This is a genomic window from Rathayibacter sp. AY1C4 (assembly GCF_002932195.1).
GTDB lineage: Bacteria > Actinomycetota > Actinomycetes > Actinomycetales > Microbacteriaceae > Rathayibacter.
In genome coordinates this window covers 69,570-89,280 of sequence record NZ_PSWE01000007.1, presented here as the reverse complement: position 1 = coordinate 89,280, position 19,711 = coordinate 69,570, and the positions used below count along the sequence as shown (strand labels likewise).

The window sequence follows — 19,711 nt, the reverse complement described above, 5'->3', positions numbered from 1 at the left end:
CGCGATCAGGCGAGCAGGATCGGGGCGTTGTCGAGGAGGCGGGTGGTGCCGACGATCGCGGCGACGAGCACGAGTGCCGGGCCGCGGTGGTCGGCGTCGACCGGGAGGAGCGTCGCGGGATCCACGACGACGAGGTAGTCCAGCTTAACGAGCGGCTCGGCGTGCGCGACGGCCTCGGCGGCCTCGATCGCCGCGGCGGCACCGCGGTCCGCGGCTTCCGCGGCGGCCGCGAGGAGGCGCGGCAGCACGAGGCCCGCGCGGCGCTGCTCCTCGTCGAGGTAGCGGTTGCGGCTGGAGCGGGCGAGCCCGTCCTCCTCCCGCACGATGCCGACGCCCTCGATCTCCACGGGCAGGTCGAGGTCGCGGACCATGCGGCGCACGAGGAACAGCTGCTGCGCGTCCTTCTGCCCGAAGACCGCGACGTCCGGCTGGGCGATGCTCAGGAGCTTGGCGACGACGGTGAGCATCCCGTCGAAGTGCCCCGGCCGCGCGCGCCCCTCGTAGAGGCCGCCGACCTCGCCCGCGACGACCCGCGTCGAGGACGGCCCGTCGGGATACATCTCGGCGACTCCCGGAGCGAAGAGGAGGTCGGCCCCAGCCGCGTCGAGCAGGGCGGTGTCGCCCTCGAGGTCGCGCGGGTAGCGGTCCAGGTCCTCGGTCGGACCGAACTGCAGCGGATTCACGAACACCGACACGACGACGACGTCGGCCAGCTCGCGACCCCGCTCGACGAGGGCGAGGTGCCCGGCGTGCAGGGCGCCCATCGTCGGCACGAGCGCGATGCGCCGACCGGCCCGCCGCGCCTCCTGCAGCCGCTCGCGGAGGTCGCCGATGCGGTGGAGGGTGCTGATCACCCGACGATGCTACCGGCGGGCCCGCGACCACCGGGGCCCTCGGCACCGGGACGCCGTGCTCCTCCGCGAGGCACCGCCTCCCGAGCGGCGTCCCACCCGCGGAGCGGCGTCACGAGCGGCACCGCCCGTCAGCCCGCCGCGCGGCGCAGGGCGTCGTCGACGGAGGAGCGGACGAGGCTGGAGAGGAAGAAGCCCGGCTTCTCGACGCCGATGCCTGCCAGCAGTCCCGCCGCCTGGTCGACGATCGCGGTCGAGAAGGTCGTGGCGGTCGAGACCGCCTCCGCGTAGGCGGCGCGGTCCGACTCCGCCACGGTGACCGGCTCCCCGCCCATCTCGACCACCAGCGCCTGCGCGATCGGCAGCACCGGGCCCGGTGCCGACACGGCGAAGTAGGTCTCGGCGAGGCGCGCCAGGTCGAGGCTGGTGCCGCTGAAGGCCATCGCCGGGTGGACTGCCAGGGGGATGACCCCGGAGGCGAGCGCCGGCGCGAGCACCCCGTAGCCGTGCTCGGGTGCCGTGTGCAGCACCAGCTGGCCGGGCTGCCACGCTCCGGTCGCGGCGAGCCCCGCGACCAGGGCAGCGATCTCGCTCCCGGGGACGGCGACGATCACCAGCTCGCTGCGCTCGACGAGCTCGGGGATCGCGAGCACGGGGACTCCGGGGAGCAGCGCGTCGGCGCGCTCGCGGCCGCTCTCGCTGGTGGTGGCGATCCCGATCACGGCGTGGCCGGCCCCGGCGAGCGCGGCACCCAGCACCGGGCCCACGCGTCCGGCACCGATCACGCCGACGCCCAGGCGTCCGTCGCGGCGGTTCTCAGGCATGCGGTTCCCCCTCCGGAGCGGGCCAGTCGGGCAGGGCGGGCGCGGCGGCGCGCCGCCCCCACTGGTGGCTCGCGTCGCGGTCGGCGGCCCGCACTCCGGCCGTCGCGAGGCTCTCGAAGAAGGCGAGTCCGTCTGCCGCGCTCATCACCGGCACGAGCGGAGTGACGGGGCCGGCCACCGTGTGCACGCGCGCCGAGGCCAGCCCGAGCAGGCGCTGGAGCGGTCCCTGCTGGACCCCGACGCTCTGCATCCGCGCCAGGGGCACCACGGCGACCCGCCGCCAGACCGCTCCGCTGCGCAGGATCGCGACCTCGTCCGTCAGCCGGTACCCGGTCCTCCGGAACGAGAAGGGGCGGAGCCACACCGCCGAGCGCGGCGCCCGGGTGAAGCCGGCCGCGTCGCGGTGCCGAAGCGCGTCTCCGACGGGCGTCGACTCCGCTCCCTCGGCCGGTCCGGGCAGCAGGAGGGCGAGGACGCGCTCGACGGCGGCGAGGTCGCCCACGGGCAGGATCGTGGTGTTCGGCTCGCCGTTCGCCCCGCGGGAAGCCGCGTGGCCGGCGCGGTCGATCCGCACCTGCCACCAGCCGAAGGGGCGCCAGAGCAGCGGCTGCGTGATCTCGACGGCGTGGATCCGGCCGGGCGGGATCGTGTCGCTGCTGGTCGAGAGCACGCCGTAGCCGACCCGCACGCCGTCGGGCGTCGCGGCGATCGAGTACCGGAGCGAGCGCACGAACTGGCGGACGTAGTAGCTGCCCGAGCCGATCAGGCCCGGCAGGATCGCGAAGAGCACGTAGGGCGAGCCGTAGACGGCGACGAACACCACGGCGACGACCGAGGCGGCCAGGAACAGGGTGAAGCCGCTGAAGACGAGCGAGCCGAGGAGCCGGCCCGGCGGGATCGAGACGACCGACTCGGGCGGCGTCTCGTCCTGAGGCTCGCCGAACTCCTCCAGCCGCCGCGCCAGGAACCCGCCCGCGGGCGCCGCGCCGTCGACCGTCGCCTCCCGCTCGCGCACCCCGGAGGCGAGCCGCAGGATGTCGCGGCGCAGGGCGTCCACCAGCCGCGAGCCGAGGTACGACAGCTGGACGTTCGCGTCCTGCCCGGCCACGCTCACCTCGAGCTTCGCGGCCCCGAACAGCCGGGCGAACAGCGGACGCTGCACCGCGATGCCCTGGATGCGGTCCAGCCGCGCCCGCCGGTTGGTCCGGAAGAGCACGCCGGAGCGCACCTCGACGACCTCGTCGGTGATGCGGAAGGTGTGCATCCGCCAGGACAGCCAGAACGCGAAGACGGCGACCGCCAGGCCCACCGCGACCGCCAGCAGCGCCCAGCCGACGAGGCCGCGGCGCAGCAGCTCATCGACCGGATCGCCGCTCTCGAACCCCTCCGGCCCGGGCAGGAACAGCTCGACCAGGCGCTCGCGGAGGTTCGTGATCACGATGCCGAGGACGACCAGCAGGCCGATCCCGCCCTTGAGGACCGGGGTCGCGGGATGGAGGCGGTGCCACTCCCCGTCGGCGAGGTCCGTCTCGACGGCGCGGAGCTCGGTCACAGGCCGGCCCGGCGCGACTCGGCGAGCTCGACCAGGCGGTCGCGGAGCTCCTCCGCGTCCTGCTCGGCCAGGCCCGGGATGCTGACGCCGGTCGCCGCGGCGGCGGTGACGAAGCGGAGGTCGGCGAGGCCGAGCGCCCGGGCGAGCGGCCCGCGGTTGACGTCGATGAGCTGCATCCGCCCGTACGGCACCGACACGAAGCGCTGGAACATGATGCCGCGGCGGAAGAGGAGGTCGTCCTGGCGCAGGAGGTAGCCGTAGGCGCGCGCACGGCGCGGGGCCACGATCAGGAGGGTCACCGCGAGGGCGGCCGCGGCGGCCAGCGGGATCCAGCCCCACGGCAGGCCGATCAGCATCAGCACCACGGGCACGGCGAGCAGCAGCACGCTCGACACGACGGCCGACACGATCTCGACCGCGACGTACCGGGGCGAGACGCGGCGCCACTCCCCCGTGATGTCGAGGCGGTCCCGCCGGCGTCCCCTCGCGTCGCGGCGGGTCGTCGGCGACGCGTCCTCGGGCTCGGCGGGCATGGCGTCGTCCTCACTGCCCGCGGCGATCCGGGCGTCGGCGTCAGGCGTGGTTCACCTCGCCGACGGCGGTGTCGTCGTCGTCGCTCGGCGGGATGGTGCACAGGTGCTCGGCGACCAGGCCGGCCACCAGCAGGACGAGCGCACCCACGATGGTCGCGACGTCCTGCCACACGGAGCCTAGCGAAGGGATCGCACGGCTCAGCAGGTACACCAGGATGCCGCCGGAGGCTCCGAGCAGCAGAGCACCGACGTGGCTGGACGCCTTCGCCAGCACCACGACGCGCATCGCCCGGAACGGATCGATGGGCCGGCGCAGCGTGCCCTTCGTGGCGCGGTGGATCGGGACGGCGAAGCCGAGCACGAGGGCCGCGACCACGATCAGGGTCAGCGGAACCGTCAGCGGCGGGATGAGCACGGGGCGGCCGGCGGCGGCGATCGCGAGGTCGAGGAGGAACCCCGCGACGGCCCCGGCGAGGCCGAGTCCGAGCAGGGTGCTGATGCGGGTGCGCCTCACGGGGTCCTGCTCTCGGGGTCGGCGGTGCTGCCGCGGGCGGAGTCGCGCCCCGGCCAGGTCAGCCCGGCCGGGTGGTCGGTCACGCGGTCGGTCGCCCGTGCGCGCAGCTCGGCCACAGGTCCGGCTCCGGGAAGGACCGCCGCCGGCTCGACGTCGAGCCAGGGCTCGAGCACGAACGCCCGCTCGGCCGCCCGCGGGTGCGGGAGGGTCAGGTGCGGGTCGTCGCGGAGCACGCCGCCGACCGCGATCACGTCGATGTCGAGGGTCCGGTCGCCCCAGCGCTCCTCGCCCTCGCCGCGGATCCGGCCGCCGGCCGATTCGATCGCCGCCGTCGCCGCGAGCAGGTCGTCGGGCTCGAGGACGGTCGAGCCGGTCACGACCGCGTTGAGGTACCCGGGCCCGTCCTCGTCGACGCCCTCGGGCTTCCACGCGGGCGACTCGACGACCTTGGACACCGCCTCGATGCGCAGGCCCGGCGTCGTGGCGAGGGCCCGCAGCGCCTCCTCGAGGTGCGCGAGGCGGTCGCCGAGGTTGCTGCCGAGCGCGAGCACGACGTGGCGCACCGGGCGGACGCGCTCCTGCCGCGGCCTCACGAGCGGGTCCTCGTGATCTGCACGGCGACGTCCTCGAACGGCAGCGGGATCGGCGCGTCCGGCTTGTGGACGGTGATGCGGACGACGTCGGCGGCGGCGAAGCCCAGGGCGACCCGGGCGAGGCGCTCGGCCAGGGTCTCGATGAGGTCGACCGGGTCGCGGGTCACCGCGTCGGCCAGGGCGATCGCGAGGTCGCCGTAGTGCACCGTCTCGGCCAGCGCGTCGCCCTCGGCCGCCGGCGCGGTGTCGAGCCAGACCGTCGCGTCGATCACGAAGTCCTGGCCGTTCTCGCGCTCGAAGTCGAAGACGCCGTGGTGCGCGCGCACGCGCAGCCCGGTGAGGGTGATGGAGTCGCGCACGGCGAGGGCGGCGGGGTCGATCGCGGTCACGGGGTCTCCTCCTGGAGTCGGGCGGCGAGGGCCAGGGCGCGGGCGGACGAGCGGACGTCGTGGACCCGGACGCCCCAGGCGCCGTGCTCGGCTGCGACGAGGCTCAGCATGGCGGAGACCTCGTCGCGCTCGGCGGCCGGGGCGCCGGCGGGGGCGAACGGAGCGAGGAACCGCTTGCGCGAGTGGCCGACCAGGACCGGGAAGCCCAGCGAGACGATCGCGTCGAGGCCGGCCAGCAGCGCCCAGTCGTGTGCGCCGACCTTCGCGAAGCCGAGGCCCGGGTCGAGCAGGAGGCGGTCGTCCCGGATCCCGGCCTCACGGGCGGCGTCGACGCGGCGCTCGAGCTCGCCGCGGACGTCCGCCACCACGTCGCCGTAGGACGCGAGAGCGGTCATGCCCGCGCTGTGCCCGCGCCAGTGCATCGCGATGTAGACGGCGCCGCGCTCGGCGACGAGCGGGAGCATCCGCGGATCGGCGAGGCCGCCGGAGACGTCGTTGACGACGACGGCGCCCGCGTCCAGAGCGGCCTCCGCTGTGGCGGCGCTCATCGTGTCGATGCTGACGCGCACCCCCTCCGCGGCGAGGGCGCGGACGACGGGCAGCACGCGGCCCTGCTCGGCGGCGGAGTCGACGCGCGCCGCACCGGGGCGGGTGCTCTCGCCGCCGACGTCGACCAGGTCCGCGCCGAACGCGGCGGGTCCGTCCCCGGCGGGCCGGGTCAGGTCGAGGCCGTGGCGGACGGCGTCGTCGACGGACAGCCAGCGGCCGCCGTCGCTGAACGAGTCCGGAGTGACGTTGAGGATCCCGAGGAGCGCGGCGCGTCCGGTCGGCGTGAGGTCGGCGACGGTGGTGTCCACGTCACTCCCCCCGCGCGGCGCCGATCAGCGCGACGATCTCGGCGCGGGCGGCCGGGTCGGCGAGGGAGCCGCGGGCGGCGACCGTCACGGTCGAGCTCGCGGTCTGGCGCGGCCCGCGCATCCGCACGCAGCCGTGCTCGGCGTCGACCACGACGAGCACTCCCTCGGGAGCGAGGCCCTGCTCGAGCGCGTCGGCGATCTGCTCGGTCATCCGCTCCTGGATCTGCGGTCGCGATGCGACCGTCTCGACCACGCGCGGCAGCCGGCCGAGGCCGACGACCCGCTCGCGCGGCCGGTAGGCGATGTGCGCGACACCGAGGAACGGCAGGAGGTGGTGCTCGCAGACGGAGCGGAAGGCGAGGTCACGCACGATCACCGTCTGGTCGAGCGGCGACTCCTGGCCGCCCTCGACCACCGCGAACGTCTCGGTCAGCTGGGCTGCGGCGTCGTCGTCGAACCCGCCGAAGAACTCCTCGTACGCCTCGGCGAACCGCCGCGGCGTGTCGAGGAGTCCCTCGCGGCCCGGGTCGTCCCCGATGGCCGCGAGGATCTCGGCGACGGCCGCCTCGATGCGCGCCTTGTCGACGGGCACGCGCGCGCTACGCCGTCGCGGGGCGCGGGTTGATCAGCGGCGGGCGCTTCGGCGCGACCTCGTCGGCACCAGCGGAGGAGACTCCCCCGTCGGTCGCACCCGAGTCGATCGGCGCCTTGGCGACCGGGACCGCGATGGGCGGCAGGTCGGACAGGGGGCGCTTGTCGCTCGAGAGCCACTGCGGGCGCTCGTCGATGCGGCGGACGTCCTTGAAGATCTCGGCCAGCTGGTCGTGGTCGAGCGTCTCCTTCTCGAGCAGCTCCATCGCGAGGCGGTCGAGGATGTCGCGGTTGTCGTTGATGACCTGCCACGCCTCGTCGTGCGCCTGCTCGATGAGCTGGCGCGTCTCGGCGTCGACCGTCTCGGCGATCTGCTCGGAGTAGTCGCGCTGGTGGCCCATGTCGCGGCCGAGGAACATCTCGCCTGACGACTGGCCGAGCTTGACCGCTCCGACGTTCGCGGACATGCCGTAGTCGGTGACCATCTTGCGGGCGATGGAGGTCGCCTTCTCGATGTCGTTCGACGCTCCGGTGGTGGGGTCGTGGAAGACGATCTCCTCCGCGACGCGGCCGCCCATCGCGTACGTGAGCTGGTCGAGGAGCTCGTTGCGGGTCGTGGAGTACTTGTCCTCCAGCGGGAGCACCATCGTGTAGCCGAGGGCACGACCGCGCGGAAGGATCGTGACCTTGGTCACGGGGTCGGTGTGGCGCATCGCCGCCGCCGCCAGAGCGTGTCCGCCCTCGTGGTAGGCGGTGATCAGCTTCTCCTTGTCGCGCATGACCCGCGTGCGGCGCTGCGGCCCCGCGATGACGCGGTCGATGGCCTCGTCGAGCGCGCGGTTGTCGATCAGCTGCGCGTTGGAGCGGGCGGTGAGCAGCGCGGCCTCGTTGAGGACGTTGGCCAGGTCGGCGCCGGTGAAGCCCGGGGTCTTGCGGGCGACGACCTCGAGGTCGACTCCCCCGGCGAGCGGCTTGCCGCGGCCGTGGACCTCGAGGATCCGCTTGCGGCCGAGCAGGTCGGGGGCGTCGACGCCGATCTGGCGGTCGAAGCGGCCCGGACGCAGCAGCGCGGGGTCGAGGATGTCGGGACGGTTCGTCGCCGCGATCAGGATGACGTTCGTCTTGACGTCGAAGCCGTCCATCTCGACCAGCAGCTGGTTGAGGGTCTGCTCGCGCTCGTCGTGACCGCCGCCCATGCCGGCGCCGCGGTGGCGGCCGACGGCGTCGATCTCATCGACGAAGATGATGGCCGGCGAGTTCTCCTTCGCCTGCTGGAACAGGTCGCGGACCCGGCTCGCGCCGACGCCGACGAACATCTCGACGAAGTCCGATCCGGAGATGGAGTAGAAGGGGACGCCCGCCTCGCCCGCGACCGCGCGCGCCAGCAGGGTCTTGCCGGTGCCGGGAGGGCCGTAGAGCAGGACGCCCTTCGGGATGCGGGCGCCGACGGCCTGGAACTTCGCGGGCTCTTTGAGGAACTCCTTGATCTCGTGCAGCTCCTCGATCGCCTCGTCGGCGCCGGCGACATCGCCGAACGTGACCTTGGGCGACTCCTTCGAGACGAGCTTCGCCTTCGACTTGCCGAACTGCATGACGCGGTTGCCGCCGCCCTGCATGCCCGAGAGCATCAGCCAGAAGAACGCGCCGATCAGCAGGATGGGGAGCAGGAAGCCGAGAGCCGAGAGGAACCAGTTGGTCTGCGGGACCTCGTCGTTGTAGCCGGTGCTGCCGAGATCGGCCGCGGACACCGCGTCGACGACCTCCGCGCCGCGAGGGGCCACGTAGTAGAACTGCACCTGCGTGCCGTTGTCGCCGTCGGCCTGCTTGAGCGTGAGATCGACGCGCTGCTCGCCGTCCACGATCTTCGCCGAGTCGACCTTGCCGTCCTTCAGGAGGTCGAGACCCTCCTGCGTCGTGACCGGCCGGAAGCCGGACATGGTGATCAGCGAGGAGCCGATCCACACCGCGACGATCGCCAGGACGACGTAGAGGATGGGACCCCGGAAGATGCGCTTCACGTTCATGCTTGTTGCGGGTGCGACACCCGGCGCCTTTCTGACGAGGAGATTGTGCCTGCCAGGCTACCTCCCGCACTCTGAGCGCCGCCCACGCGTTCGCCGTGGGCCGAACGGCCGCGGGCTGTGTGGTCTGGCGGGGATGCGGCGGGCCGCATCCCCGCGCGCGGTCGGCTTCGCGAGATGGTGCGTTCCGCAGAGCGGGGTGCGTCGGACTGCCGGGAAACGCTGGCACGCGTTTCCCGGTCCGCGTCCTCTGCCTTGCGGGTGGAGGTCGCGGGGATCGGCGCTTCGGCGGTAGGGACGCGCCGCGAGAACGCAGGAGTTGTCGCACTCGAGCTCGACAGCGACGACTACTGCGGTCTCGGAGGGGGCGAAGGTGTCCGGGCGGGGCGTGCCGCGAGAGCGCAGGAGTTGTCGCACTCGAGCTCGACAGCGACGACTACTGCGGTCTCGGTGGGGGGCGAAGGTGTTCGAGCGGGGCGCGCCGCGAGAACGCAGGAGTTGTCGCACTCGAGCTCGACAGCGACGACTACGGCGGTCTCGGAGGGGGCGAAGGTGTCCGGGCGGGGCGTGCCGCGACGAGGGGCAGCAGGCGCGGACGGACGGACGGGCCCGCCCGGCCCGCGTCAGGCCGACTCGAGGAGGGGCTCCGGGTCGCGGAGGACGGGCACGAGGCCGCGGCGGCGGCGGGCGGCGGCCAGCACGGTCACGGCGAGCGCCCCGACCAGCCAGAGCACGAGCACCAGGACCGCGTGCGCGACTCCGATGCTGCCGCCGGCGATCAGCGAGCGGAACGCCTCCACCGTCCAGGTCAGCGGCAGCACTCCGTGGATCGCCTGGAAGAAGGCGGGAGCGGTCTCGACCGGGTAGGTGCCTCCGGCCGAGGACAGCTGCAGCACGATCATCAGCAGCGCCAGGAACCGGCCCGGGGCGTCCAGCAGCGCGATCAGCGCCTGGTTGATCGCCACGAAGGTGAGGCTCGTGAGCACGGCGATCCCGATCAGCCCGGGCAGGTTCGACGCCTCGACGCCCACTCCGAAGCGGATGACGAGCGCGGCCAGGACGCCCTGGGCGACCGCCATCAGCGCGCCGGGCAGGTAGCTGCGCAGCGCGATGACCCAGGCGGGACGGCGCGCGGCGAGGAGGCGGGAGCTGAGCGGGGCGCTCATCAGGTAGAAGGCGAGCGCGCCGACCCAGAGCGCGAGCGCCATGAAGTAGGGGGCGAGGCCGTAGCCGTAGGACGGCACGCGGTTCATCCGCTCGGCGTCGATCCCGACCGGGGCGGCCGCGACGGTGCTGAGCTCCTGCGCCTGCTCGCCGGTGTAGGTGGGCACGTCGTCCGCGCCGTCCGAGAGCTTCGTGTCGAGGGTGCGCGATCCGGAGGCGAGCGAGTCGATCCCGTCGGCGAGGTCCTGCGAACCGGTGGCCGCGTCGGCCGAGCCGGTCGCGGCGGTCTCGGCGCCGTCCGCGAGGTCCGAGGCGCCCGTCGCGAGGGCGGCCGTCCCGGAGGCGAGGTCGGAGGCGCCGGCAGCCGCGGAGGCGATGCCGCTGGTGAGCGGGCCGACCGCGCCGGAGAGGGTGTCCACTCCGCCGGCGACCTGCGCGGCTCCGCCGTCGAGGGTCGCAGCTCCCTGGGCGAGGGCCTGCGCTCCGGTCTGCAGCTTCTGGGCGCCGTCGGCGGCGGAGGTCGCCCCGGTGGCCAGAGCGGCGGTGCCGGTCGCGAGGTCGGCGGCTCCGCCCGAGACCGTGGCGGCACCGGCGGCGAGCGCGGTCAGTCCGCTGCCGTCGTCGCCGACGAGCGCGGTCGCACCGGCGGCGAGCGTCTGCGCGCCCGCGTCCGCCGAGGCGGCTCCGCCCGCGAGAGCGGCCGCACCCTGCTCGAGGGCGGTCAGCTCGGCCACGCGCTGGGCGTCGGACAGCGAGTCGTACCGCGAGAGCAGGGAGGCGAGGCCGGAGTCGACTCCGGTCGCTCCGGTGGCGAGTTGCGGAGTGGCGGTCGCGAGCGCTCCCGCGCCGGTCGCGAGCTGCTGGGCTCCTGCGAGGGCCTTCCCCGCTCCGTCGGAGAGGGAGGCGGAACCGGTGGCCAGCGCCGCGGCACCGGATGCCGCCGAGACCGCGCCGTCCTTCAGGGTCGACGTCCCCGCGGCGAGGTCGGTGGCGCCCGAGGCGAGCGACGCCGCTCCGCCGTCGAGCTGCTGGGCGCCGTCGGCGACCGTGCGGGCTCCCATGTCGAGCGCCGCCGCCTGGTCGGGCAGCTGACCGGTCCCGCTCGCGATCCGCTGGAGTGCCGACGAGAGGTCGGACGCTCCGGAGGCCGCGCTCCCCGCGCCCGAGCGGAGGGAGTCGGCGCCGGTCGCCAGCTGCGCGGTGCCGTCCTGCAGCTGCGCGAGCCCGACGACCAGCTCGGAGGAGCCGGACGCGGCGGTCCCGGCGCCGTCCGCCAGCTGAGCGGCGCCGTCGGCCGCCTGCTCGAGGCTCGAGTGCACGTCGGTGAAGCCGAGGTAGACGTTCTCGAGGTAGGTCGCGCCGACCTTCTCCTCCAGCGTCTTCGTCACGGTGGTGCCGATGGTGGAGGCGATGTTGCCGACGATCAGGTTGGCCGCGTCGTTCGTCTCGATCGACAGCTTCGCCTGCACGGCCGCGGCGGGGTCGTCGCCGCCGACGGAGGCGACGTCGGCCGAGAAGCCGGCCGGCACCGTCAGCACGGCGAGGACGTCGCCGGAGGCGAGCTCGCGGGACGCCTCGTCGGCACCGGTCGCCGTCCAGGCGAAGTCCGAGCCGGACGTGTCGGTGGTGAGCTGCTCGGTCAGGTCGTCGCCGAGGGCGAGCGCGGAGCCGTCCGAGGCGGTCGCGCCGGTGTCCTCGTTGACGATCGCGGCGGGCACCGTGTCGAGGTGGTGCGTGGGATCGAGGTTGGCCGAGGTCAGCAGTCCCGCGTAGATCAGCGGGATGAGCGCGATCGCGGCGAAGACGACGACGAGGCGCGGGTTCACGGCGCGCAGGGCGCGGCGGAGCGGGGAGGTGGTCATGGTCCTTCTACTTCGTGGAGTGCAGGGCGGCGAGCCGCGGCGAGGCGACTCCGGTGACGAGGAGCTCGGCGATGTCGGCGGAGGCCGAGGCCACGGGACGGCGGGCGTCGCCGTCGAGGAGCCAGCCGACGACCAGCCAGGTGGTGCCGGCGGCGAGGAGGACGGCGAAGCGCTCGACGCGGTCGTGGTCGCCGCCGCCCGATCCGCGCTCGGCGAGGGGCGAGAAGGCGAGGAGCCGCTGCGCGAGGAACGCGACGACCGACTCCTGCACGGCGCGGGCCGTGCCTCCGCTCAGCACGCGGCGGTAGAAGTCGGCGTGCACGAGCAGGCCCTCGAGGAGCCCGCGGACGATGCGGGGGACCGCGCCCTCCCAGTCGGCGGGGGCGGTGCCGGGAGCGACGTCGCCGAACAGCGCGTGCATCCGCTCCACCGCGGCGGCCTCGATCAGGGACGGCACATCGCCGAAGTGCTGGTAGAACGTGGGGCGGCTGACGCCCGCGGCGCCGCAGAGCTCCGTGATGGAGGGCTGGTCGTCGCCCGGGCGGTCGAGGGCCGTCGTGATCGCGGTGAGCAGGAGCTCGCGCGAGCGGGTGAGCCGCGGATCGGTCACGGGGTCCTTCTTCCCGGCGCGAGGAGCGCCTTCTTTACGTCCGTCAGATAACTTACAACCGTAAAGAAGAGCGCGCAAGCGTCAGGAGGAGGGCGGCTCCGGGAGCAGCGTCGCGATGGCGGACGTGTCGACGATCACCGAGTCGTGCGGAGTCAGTCCCGGGCTCCGCGGCGTCGGCACCGGCAGGCGCACGAGCAGGGCGCCCGGATCCACGCCGAAGCGCCCGGAGCGGGTGCGGCCGACCGGATCGCCGTCCAGCTCGGCGAGCACCGGCTGGTCGAGCTCGAACGAGAACTCGCGGCCGGGCCACTGCCGGAGCGAGGCGAGCCCGTTGCGGTTGCCGGTCGCGACATCCAGCGCGAGGCCGAAGCGCCGACGCAGCAGCACCAGCTCCAGGTCGCCGTCGTCGAGCACGGCTCCGGCGGCCAGCTCGATGTTCGCGACCACGGAGCTGCAGTTGCAGGCCAGCACCATGAAGCAGCGCTGCGGAGGCTCCTCAGCGCCGTCGATCGTGAGGGTCACCTCGAATCCGGCCTTGAACATCGCCGGCGCGCCCGCCGCGAAGTAGGCGCCCCAGCCCACCCGCTTCTTCAGCTCCTCGTCCGTCTTGTCCATGATCTCGGCGTCCAGGCCCACCCCGCCCATCACCATGAACACCCGCTCCTCGCCGTCGTCGAACGCGGCCGTGCCCACGTCGATGGCGCGGTCCTGCCCGAGCAGGGCGATCTCGACCGCCTCGGGCAGCGAGCCGAGCGGGATCCCGAGGTTCCGCGCGAGGAGGTTGCCGGTGCCGCTGGGCAGCAGGCCGTAGGGGACGCCGGTCCCGCGCAGCACCGTGGCGACGGCGCGGACGGTGCCGTCGCCGCCCATCGAGCAGACCAGGTCCGGGCCCGCCTCGAGTGCGGCGCGGGCCGCGGCGGCACCGGAGTCGCCCGGGCTGGTCTCGAACCAGAGCGGCTCGTTCCAGCCGTGGCGGCGCGCGATCGTCGCGACCAGGTCCTCCGCGGCGCCGACGTCGTCGAACTTGCTCGGGTTGATCACGACGGCGACGGTGCGCTTCTCGGGTGCCTTCACCCCGTCAGTCTGACGGCACCGGCGACCGGTCCAGTCGCGCTGACGCCTCCAGGGCGAGCACGGCGCCGATCTCGGCCGAGAGCGTGGCGGGCAGCGACGGAGGCGCGTCCCAGCGGGGCCCGGCCAGCAGCACCCCGCGGCGGACGCTCGAGCTCTGCAGTGCGGCGACGCTGCCGGCGACGAAGCCGCGGAGGCGGGCGGCCACCGCGGGCGCGACTCCGCGCGTCGTGGCGAGGTCGACGAGGTGCCGGTAGGCGATGCCGCCGAAGAGGGCGCCGTCCCCCGATCCCTGGTCGACGAAGACGCCATCGGGGGCGAGCCGGTCCAGCAGGTCCTCGGCCGTGCGGGAGGCGTGGGCGACCAGGCGGGGGTCGGGCCGCAGGCGGTGCAGGGCGAGCGCCGCGCCGATGTAGACGGCGTGGTTGTAGCTGAAGGCCCAGTCGTCGCGCGCGGAACCTCCCTCGCGGCCGATGCCGTCTGCGACGAAGCCGGTGTCGTCGTCGCGGAGGCGCACGTGCATCCAGTCCAGGGCGGCGCGCGAGAGCTCCTCCCGGCCGTCCGGCCGCAGCCGCTCCAGGCGCGCGCCGAGGATCGCGAACGGGCCGTTCGCGGGCGCGTTCTTGTAGTCGAGCTGCCGGCGGCGCCAGGCGAGACTCGCCCCGTGGCGGATGTTCCAGCCCTTCGCGACGGCGAAGCGCCACAGGCGGTCGGCCCGGTCGAGGAAGCGCGGGTCGCCGGAGGCCTCCCCGAGGCGGGCGAGCGCGCCGCCGAGCCACATCATGTCGTCGAAGTAGCCGTTCACCAGGCGCCCGCCGTTGCGGAGGCGGATCGCGCGGTGGATCCGCCGGGCCCGCTCCAGGTGCGCCTCGTCGCCCGTGCGCTCGAAGGCGTCGACGGCCGCGTCGATCGCGTGCGCGAGCCACCAGTAGTTGAACTCGAGGTCGGCCCGCAGCGAGGTCGGGTAGCTCATGTGATAGCCCAGCAGCGGCACCGCGAAGAGCCGCTCGAGGCTCTCCTGCGCAGTGTCCGCGGGGCTACTCGTAGACGTGCGGGGCGAGGACGGCGACATCGCGGAGGTTGCGGTAGCGCTCGGCGTAGTCGAGCCCGTACCCGATCACGAACTCGTTCGGGATGTCGAAGCCGACGTAGGCCACGTCGACCTCGACCTTGGCGGCCGCGGGCTTGCGGAACAGCGCGCAGATCTCGACGGACCCGGCGCCGCGGCTGCGGAGGTTGCCCTGCAGCCACGAGAGCGTGAGGCCGGAGTCGATGATGTCCTCGACGATCAGCACCTTGCGGTTCGTGATGTCGGAGTCGAGGTCCTTCAGGATCCGCACCACGCCGGACGACTTGGTGCCGCTCCCGTAGGACGAGACGGCCATCCAGTCCATGACGATGTCGAGCTTGAGCTCGCGGGCCAGATCGGCCATCACCATCACGGCGCCGCGCAGCACCCCGACGATGAGCAGGTTCTCACCCGCGTAGTCGCGCTCGATGGCGCGGGCCAGGTCGCGGATCCGCTCGTGGATCTCGGCCTCGGTGTAGAGGACCTCGGTGATGTCGTCGGCGATGTCGGCTGCTTCCACCCGGCCACTCTACGGGTGACCGGCCCCCGTCTCCCCTCCGCGAGACTCCGCTCTCGTACACCTCCGTCGGCGAGTCGCGTGCCGGAGCGGCATCTCGCGGGGAGGGGTCGGGCGCCCCGCGGGGACCGGCCTCGTGGAAACGGGGTCAGGAGGAGGCGGGTGCGAAGACGAGGGTGGTGCCGCGGCGGGTGGCGAGGACGCCGGGGAGGTCGACGCCCTTCTGGCCGTGCCAGTCGGTGACCAGCGCGGCGACCGCCAGCGTCTGCGAGCGCGAGAGCGCGACTCCGAACTCGTTCGCCACGACCAGGCGGATGATCCGCTGCCGCAGCGCCGGCGGGTCCGCGGCGAGCCCGCGCGCGTCGACCGTGACGTGCCCCGCCTCGTCCTGGCCCACCAGCTCGAGCGCCCAGTCGAGGGCGAGCGCGTCGAGCGCGTCCCCGTCCTCCCGCAGCTGCTCGGCCGTGCGCGCCAGAGCCTGTGCCACTCCCGGCCCGAGCTCGTCCTCCAGCACGGGCAGCACGCGGTTCCGCACCCGGACCCGCGAGTAGCGGGGGTCGTCGTTGTGCGGGTCGTCCCACGGCACGAGCCCCTGGTCGGCGCAGGCGAGGCGGGTCGTCTCGCGCCGCAGGCCCAGGAGCGGCCGCCTCAGCGGCCCGCTGACCGGCGCCATCCCGTGCAGCGAGGCCGCACCGGCTCCGCGGGCGAGCCCCAGCAGCACCGTCTCGGCCTGGTCGTCGAGGGTGTGGCCCAGGAGGATCGCGGCGGCGCCCGTCGCGGTCAGCGCGTCGTCGAAGGCGCGGTAGCGCGCGCTGCGGGCGGCCGCCTCCGGACCGCCCTCGGCGGACACCGTCACCACCTCGCGCAGCACCGGCGCGAGCCCCAGCCCGTGCGCCTGCTCCGCGGCCCGCCGCGCGACCTCCGCCGACGCCTCCTGCAGCCCGTGGTCGACGATCACCGCGCCGGCCCGCCTCCCGCCCCGCGGGGCCTCGAAGCCGACCGCCGCCGCGAGCGCGAGCGAGTCCGCTCCCCCGCTCAGCGCGACCAGCACGAGCGCTCCGGGGTCGAGCCCGTCGAGGCTCTCGCGCACCGCCCGCCGCAGATCGGCGACGGCGGGGGTCAGGCGGGGGCGATCGGGCACATCAAGTAACGTAATGCCAGCGATCCGCCCCTCCCGCGCGCGCACCCGCGCGAGCGTTCCGGAGGCCGATCCGTCCGCCGATGCGCCGCTCACGGCGCCACCGACTCAAGGAGAGAGCATGGCCGCATACGACGTCGTCGTCGAGATCCCCAAGGGGAGCCGCAACAAGTACGAGGTCGACCACGAGACCGGTCGCGTCTACCTCGACCGCGTGCTCTTCACCTCCTTCGTCTACCCGACGGACTACGGGTACTTCGAGAACACCCTCGGCCTCGACGGCGACCCCGTCGACGCGCTGGTGCTGCTCGAGTACCCCGTCTTCCCGGGCGTGGGCGTCTCCGTCCGCCCGGTCGGCGTGCTCAACATGAGCGACGAGGCCGGCTCCGACGCGAAGGTGATCGTGGTCCCCGCGAAGGACCCGCGCTGGCAGCACATCCAGGACATCGGCGACGTCCCGGAGCAGACGAAGAACGAGATCAAGCACTTCTTCGAGCGCTACAAGGACCTCGAGCCCGGCAAGTGGGTCAAGGTCGACGCGTGGGGCGACGCCGCCGAGGCGGAGCAGATCGTCCAGGACGGCATCAAGAAGCTGGCCGAAGAGGGTCACTGACCCCTCGCATCAACGAAGGAGCCCCCTCCCGTCGTCTCGACAGGAGGGGGTTCTCTCGTTGTGCTGTGCGGCCGCGGCTCAGGCGGCCGGGCGGCCGACCATGCCGGCGGGCGTGCCCCAGGTGTTCCAGATGCGCACGGGCTTGCCGTAGTCGGCGGCCTCGATGATCTGGTTGTTCCCGAGGTAGATGGCCACGTGGTAGTAGTCCCCGCCGCCACCCCAGAAGATCAGGTCGCCGCGCTGGCGCTGGCTGTAGGGGACGAGCTTGCCGGCGCCGGCCATGGTGTTGTACTGGTTCGTTGCCGAGTGGGTGCCGATGTAGATGCCCGAGGACGCGTACGAGGCCTTGGTGAGGCCCGAGCAGTCCCACTGGTCCGGACCCATGCCGCCGAGGACGTACTCCTCGCCGAGCTGCGCCATCGCGTACGAGATCGCGTTCTCGACGGCGCCGCTGGTCGGCACCAGGACCGGAGCGGTGACCGGCTGCGGGAGCGGCTGAGCCGCCGGCTGGGCGATCGGCTGAGCAGCGGGCTGGGCCGGAGCCGGAGCCGGAGCCGGCTGCTGCTGCGCGGGCTGCGGAGCGGCGGGCTGCGGGAGGGACGCGGTCTGACGCGACGGGGCGGCGGTGTCGGCCTGCGCCGAGGACTGCTGCTGGGCGGAGCGGGCGGTGGACTGCGCCTGAGCGGCGGCCTCCGCCTCGGCCTGCGCCTGGGCGGCGGCCTCGTCGGCCTGGCGCTTCTGCTCGCCCGCGAGGTACTGGGTCTCGGCCTCGACCGAGGAGTCCTTCAGCAGCGCGAGCTGGGCGACCAGCTCCTGCGACTTCTCCTCCTGCGCCGAGAGCGACGCGCGGGCCGACTCGGCGGCGGCGTCGGCGTCCTTGCGGGCGGCGTCGGCCTCGTCCGAGAGCGCCTGGTGCTCGGTGACAGCGCGGTCGGCCTGGTCGCCGAGCGACTCCGCGTTCTGCTTGTCGGCGAGGGCGTCGGCGTAGACCTTCTGCGACTGCTCCGAGAGCTGCGACATCGCGCCGAGCTGGTAGAGCAGGTCGCCCGCGTCCTTGCCCTTGGCCACGAGGCTGGCGGAGAGGTCGCCGCCGGCGGCGCGAGAGAGGTGCGCGGCCAGCAGGCCGGCGCGCATCTTCGAGGTCTGGGCCTTGGCGGAGGCGGTGGTCGCCTTCTCCTCGAGGTCGGCGACGGCCTTCGCAGCAGCGTCGAGCGCCTCCTTGGCCTGGCGCCAGGCCTCGGCCTTCTTCATCGCGGTGATCGACTTCTCGTCGACCGCGGTCTGCAGGCTCGCGATGAGGCCGGTGATCGAGTCGATCTCGGCCTGCTTGCTCGCCTCGTCCTTCTTGGCGTTCTGCACGTCGTCCCACGTGGGGTACTTCGCGTCGTCGGCGAGGGCCGGGGTGATGCCGAGGGACGCGGTGACCGCCGTGACCGCGAAGGCGGCGGAGATGACGAGCGGGAGGCGGCCCTTCCAGGCGCGCTCCCGGGGTGCCGGGGTGAAGGTGCGTGCGGTCGTCTGTGCGTCAGCCAAGGGTGACTCCTCGTTGGGCCATGAAAGGTTGGGCGTCGACGGCGGAGCCGTTGACGCGGGTCTCGAAGTGCAGGTGGCAGCCGGTGGAGGCGCCGGTCGAGCCGACGGCGGCGATCTGCTCGCCCGCCTGGACCTGCTGGCCGACGCGGACGTAGATCCCGCCGGACATGATGTGGGCGTAGCCGGTGCTGATGCCGCTGCCGTGGTCGATCAGAACCCAGTTGCCGTAGGTGCCGTTGGGGCCCGCGTAGGAGACGGTGCCGCTGTGCGCCGCGAAGATCGGGATGCCGCAGCCGCCCGCGAGGTCGGTGCCGCGGTGGTACGAGCCGGAGGATCCTCCGCCGGTCGAGATGCTGTCGCGCGGGCCGAAGGTGCCGGTGATGCGGCCTCCGGCAGGGCGGACCCAGCCGGAGTCGCTGACGGCGCTGGAGCCGCCGCCGCCCGAGGGGGCGACGTACCCGCCGCCGCCACCGCTGCCGCCGCTGGACGCGGCCCGGGCGGCCTCGCGGCGCGCGGCCTCGGCCTGGGCGGCGGCCTGGCGGGCGGCCTCCTCCTCGGCGAGCTTCCGGAGGCGCTCGGCCTCGCGGGCGGCGACGCCGGCCTCGTACTCGGCCACGGTCTTCGACTCGGTGTCGCGGAGCGCGGCGAGCTGCTGCTCGAGCACGACGCTCTGCTCCTGCTGCTCGGCGAGCGCGGCCTCGGACGCCTCCTGGGCGGCGGTCGCCTCGGCCAGCTTCTGCTCGGCGGCGACGCGGAGGCGCTCGCGCTCCGTCTGCGCGACCTCGGCCTGGTCGGCGAGGGACGACGCGGTGTTCCGGGCGGTGCTGGCCTGCTCGTAGATCGCGGAGGAGCGCTCGACCAGCTTGGTCATGCTCCCGATCTTCGACAGCAGCTGGTCGGCCTGGCCGGCCTTCTGGTCGAGGAAGATGTTGACGGACAGGTCGGTGCCGGTGCTGCGGTAGAGCTGCGCGGCGAGCAGGCCCGCCTGCTGCGAGGCCTTGTCGGCCTCCTCGGCGCTGGCGGCGGCCCGGTCCTCGAGCTTCTTCGACTGGTCCGAGGCCTCGTCGAACGCCTGCTGAGCGGCGAAGTGCTCGTCGCCGCGCTGCTGCGCGAGCTGCTGAGCGGAGGCGACCTCGCTCTGGAGGTCGCCGATCAGGGACGTGATCCGGTCGACCTGAGCGGCCGCGGCGGCGGTGTCGCCCTTCGCCGCCTCGACGTCGGCCCACGACGGGTACTCGACCGCCTGGGCGGGAGTGGCGACGAGCAGGCCGGCGACGAGCGCGACGACGGCGGAGGCCAGGGCAGCACCTCGGAGTCGCCCGAGTCGCGGCGCGCCGGGGAGGCGAGCGGAACGCGGACGGCGCAGGGAGTAGGGCATGGGACCTCGGGGATAGGGGGCCCTCCCTCCG

19 protein-coding genes are annotated in these 19,711 nt (G+C 73.9%); 1 reads left to right on the top strand and 18 read right to left on the bottom strand.

All coding sequences use genetic code 11. The annotated features are described in order from the left end of the window. Positions 1–5 precede the first annotated feature (5 nt). The 16 genes from panC to tilS form a co-directional block, all read right to left on the bottom strand. Complete coding sequence (panC, locus tag C5C99_RS05330) at positions 6–854, bottom strand: pantoate--beta-alanine ligase (RefSeq protein ID WP_104339720.1); 849 nt, start codon at positions 852–854, stop codon at positions 6–8. A 128-nt stretch (positions 855–982) separates the two neighbouring features. After that, on the bottom strand, positions 983–1,675 hold the full coding sequence (locus C5C99_RS05325) for a Rossmann-like and DUF2520 domain-containing protein (RefSeq protein WP_104224097.1): 693 nt from the start codon (positions 1,673–1,675) through the stop codon (positions 983–985). Beyond that, positions 1,668–3,227: a PH domain-containing protein gene (locus tag C5C99_RS05320; RefSeq protein ID WP_104248064.1), complete on the bottom strand. Its 1,560-nt coding sequence runs from the start codon at positions 3,225–3,227 to the stop codon at positions 1,668–1,670. The genes C5C99_RS05325 and C5C99_RS05320 overlap by 8 nt, the downstream gene beginning before the upstream one ends. Then, positions 3,224–3,760 carry a PH domain-containing protein gene (locus C5C99_RS05315; protein WP_104234302.1) on the bottom strand — a complete coding sequence of 179 codons (537 nt, stop codon included), beginning with the start codon at positions 3,758–3,760 and terminating at the stop codon, positions 3,224–3,226. Before C5C99_RS05315 ends, C5C99_RS05320 begins: the two co-directional genes overlap by 4 nt. Before the next feature lie 40 nt (positions 3,761–3,800). Next, positions 3,801–4,274 carry a DUF3180 domain-containing protein gene (locus C5C99_RS05310; RefSeq protein WP_104224100.1) on the bottom strand — a complete coding sequence of 158 codons (474 nt, stop codon included), beginning with the start codon at positions 4,272–4,274 and terminating at the stop codon, positions 3,801–3,803. Continuing rightward, positions 4,271–4,867, bottom strand: coding sequence for a 2-amino-4-hydroxy-6-hydroxymethyldihydropteridine diphosphokinase (folK, locus tag C5C99_RS05305; RefSeq protein WP_104339719.1), 597 nt, complete (start codon positions 4,865–4,867; stop codon positions 4,271–4,273). The genes C5C99_RS05310 and folK overlap by 4 nt, the downstream gene beginning before the upstream one ends. After that, positions 4,864–5,256 carry a dihydroneopterin aldolase gene (folB, locus tag C5C99_RS05300; protein WP_258063638.1) on the bottom strand — a complete coding sequence of 131 codons (393 nt, stop codon included), beginning with the start codon at positions 5,254–5,256 and terminating at the stop codon, positions 4,864–4,866. Before folB ends, folK begins: the two co-directional genes overlap by 4 nt. Beyond that, positions 5,253–6,113: a dihydropteroate synthase gene (gene folP / locus C5C99_RS05295; RefSeq protein WP_104339718.1), complete on the bottom strand. Its 861-nt coding sequence runs from the start codon at positions 6,111–6,113 to the stop codon at positions 5,253–5,255. Before folP ends, folB begins: the two co-directional genes overlap by 4 nt. 1 nt (position 6,114) lies before the next feature. Then, a complete protein-coding gene (gene folE, locus C5C99_RS05290; protein WP_104282504.1) occupies positions 6,115–6,705 on the bottom strand; it encodes a GTP cyclohydrolase I FolE in 591 nt (196 codons plus the stop codon). Positions 6,706–6,712: 7 nt separating this feature from the next. Then, complete coding sequence (gene ftsH, locus C5C99_RS05285) at positions 6,713–8,728, bottom strand: ATP-dependent zinc metalloprotease FtsH (RefSeq protein WP_104224104.1); 2,016 nt, start codon at positions 8,726–8,728, stop codon at positions 6,713–6,715. Positions 8,729–9,348: 620 nt separating this feature from the next. Next, entirely contained in the window at positions 9,349–11,751 is a 2,403-nt protein-coding gene (locus C5C99_RS05280) for a YhgE/Pip domain-containing protein (RefSeq protein WP_104339717.1), read from the bottom strand. A gap of 7 nt (positions 11,752–11,758) precedes the next feature. After that, entirely contained in the window at positions 11,759–12,361 is a 603-nt protein-coding gene (locus C5C99_RS05275; protein WP_104339716.1) for a TetR/AcrR family transcriptional regulator, read from the bottom strand. A gap of 81 nt (positions 12,362–12,442) precedes the next feature. Next, complete coding sequence (locus C5C99_RS05270) at positions 12,443–13,435, bottom strand: diacylglycerol kinase family protein (protein ID WP_104234307.1); 993 nt, start codon at positions 13,433–13,435, stop codon at positions 12,443–12,445. A gap of 4 nt (positions 13,436–13,439) precedes the next feature. Continuing rightward, on the bottom strand, positions 13,440–14,405 hold the full coding sequence (locus C5C99_RS05265; RefSeq protein ID WP_181074547.1) for a glycoside hydrolase family 76 protein: 966 nt from the start codon (positions 14,403–14,405) through the stop codon (positions 13,440–13,442). 64 nt (positions 14,406–14,469) lie between these two features. After that, complete coding sequence (gene hpt / locus C5C99_RS05260) at positions 14,470–15,021, bottom strand: hypoxanthine phosphoribosyltransferase (RefSeq protein WP_104339714.1); 552 nt, start codon at positions 15,019–15,021, stop codon at positions 14,470–14,472. A gap of 145 nt (positions 15,022–15,166) precedes the next feature. Continuing rightward, positions 15,167–16,159: a tRNA lysidine(34) synthetase TilS gene (gene tilS / locus C5C99_RS05255; protein ID WP_104339713.1), complete on the bottom strand. Its 993-nt coding sequence runs from the start codon at positions 16,157–16,159 to the stop codon at positions 15,167–15,169. Between the two features lie 118 nt (positions 16,160–16,277). On the opposite strand from tilS, the gene ppa reads away from it, so the two are divergent. Next, positions 16,278–16,769 carry an inorganic diphosphatase gene (gene ppa / locus C5C99_RS05250; protein WP_068255683.1) on the top strand — a complete coding sequence of 164 codons (492 nt, stop codon included), beginning with the start codon at positions 16,278–16,280 and terminating at the stop codon, positions 16,767–16,769. 78 nt (positions 16,770–16,847) lie between these two features. Here ppa and C5C99_RS05245 read toward each other — a convergent pair whose 3' ends face one another. Both C5C99_RS05245 and C5C99_RS17615 read right to left on the bottom strand, forming a co-directional pair. Next, positions 16,848–18,302: a C40 family peptidase gene (locus tag C5C99_RS05245; RefSeq protein ID WP_104339712.1), complete on the bottom strand. Its 1,455-nt coding sequence runs from the start codon at positions 18,300–18,302 to the stop codon at positions 16,848–16,850. Continuing rightward, on the bottom strand, positions 18,295–19,680 hold the full coding sequence (locus C5C99_RS17615; protein WP_104339711.1) for a peptidoglycan DD-metalloendopeptidase family protein: 1,386 nt from the start codon (positions 19,678–19,680) through the stop codon (positions 18,295–18,297). Before C5C99_RS17615 ends, C5C99_RS05245 begins: the two co-directional genes overlap by 8 nt. Positions 19,681–19,711 lie beyond the last annotated feature (31 nt).

What these genes read in the sequence shown, in the direction of transcription:
- C5C99_RS05325 (WP_104224097.1), bottom strand. Translation starts at nt 1,675, where the DNA reads ATGCCTGAGAACCGCCGCGACGGACGCCTGGGCGTCGGCGTGATCGGT.
- C5C99_RS05315 (WP_104234302.1), bottom strand. Translation starts at nt 3,760, where the DNA reads ATGCCCGCCGAGCCCGAGGACGCGTCGCCGACGACCCGCCGCGACGCG.
- ftsH (WP_104224104.1), bottom strand. Translation starts at nt 8,728, where the DNA reads ATGAACGTGAAGCGCATCTTCCGGGGTCCCATCCTCTACGTCGTCCTG.
- C5C99_RS05280 (WP_104339717.1), bottom strand. Translation starts at nt 11,751, where the DNA reads ATGACCACCTCCCCGCTCCGCCGCGCCCTGCGCGCCGTGAACCCGCGC.
- C5C99_RS05265 (WP_181074547.1), bottom strand. Translation starts at nt 14,405, where the DNA reads ATGAGCTACCCGACCTCGCTGCGGGCCGACCTCGAGTTCAACTACTGG.
- ppa (WP_068255683.1), top strand. Translation starts at nt 16,278, where the DNA reads ATGGCCGCATACGACGTCGTCGTCGAGATCCCCAAGGGGAGCCGCAAC.
- C5C99_RS17615 (WP_104339711.1), bottom strand. Translation starts at nt 19,680, where the DNA reads ATGCCCTACTCCCTGCGCCGTCCGCGTTCCGCTCGCCTCCCCGGCGCG.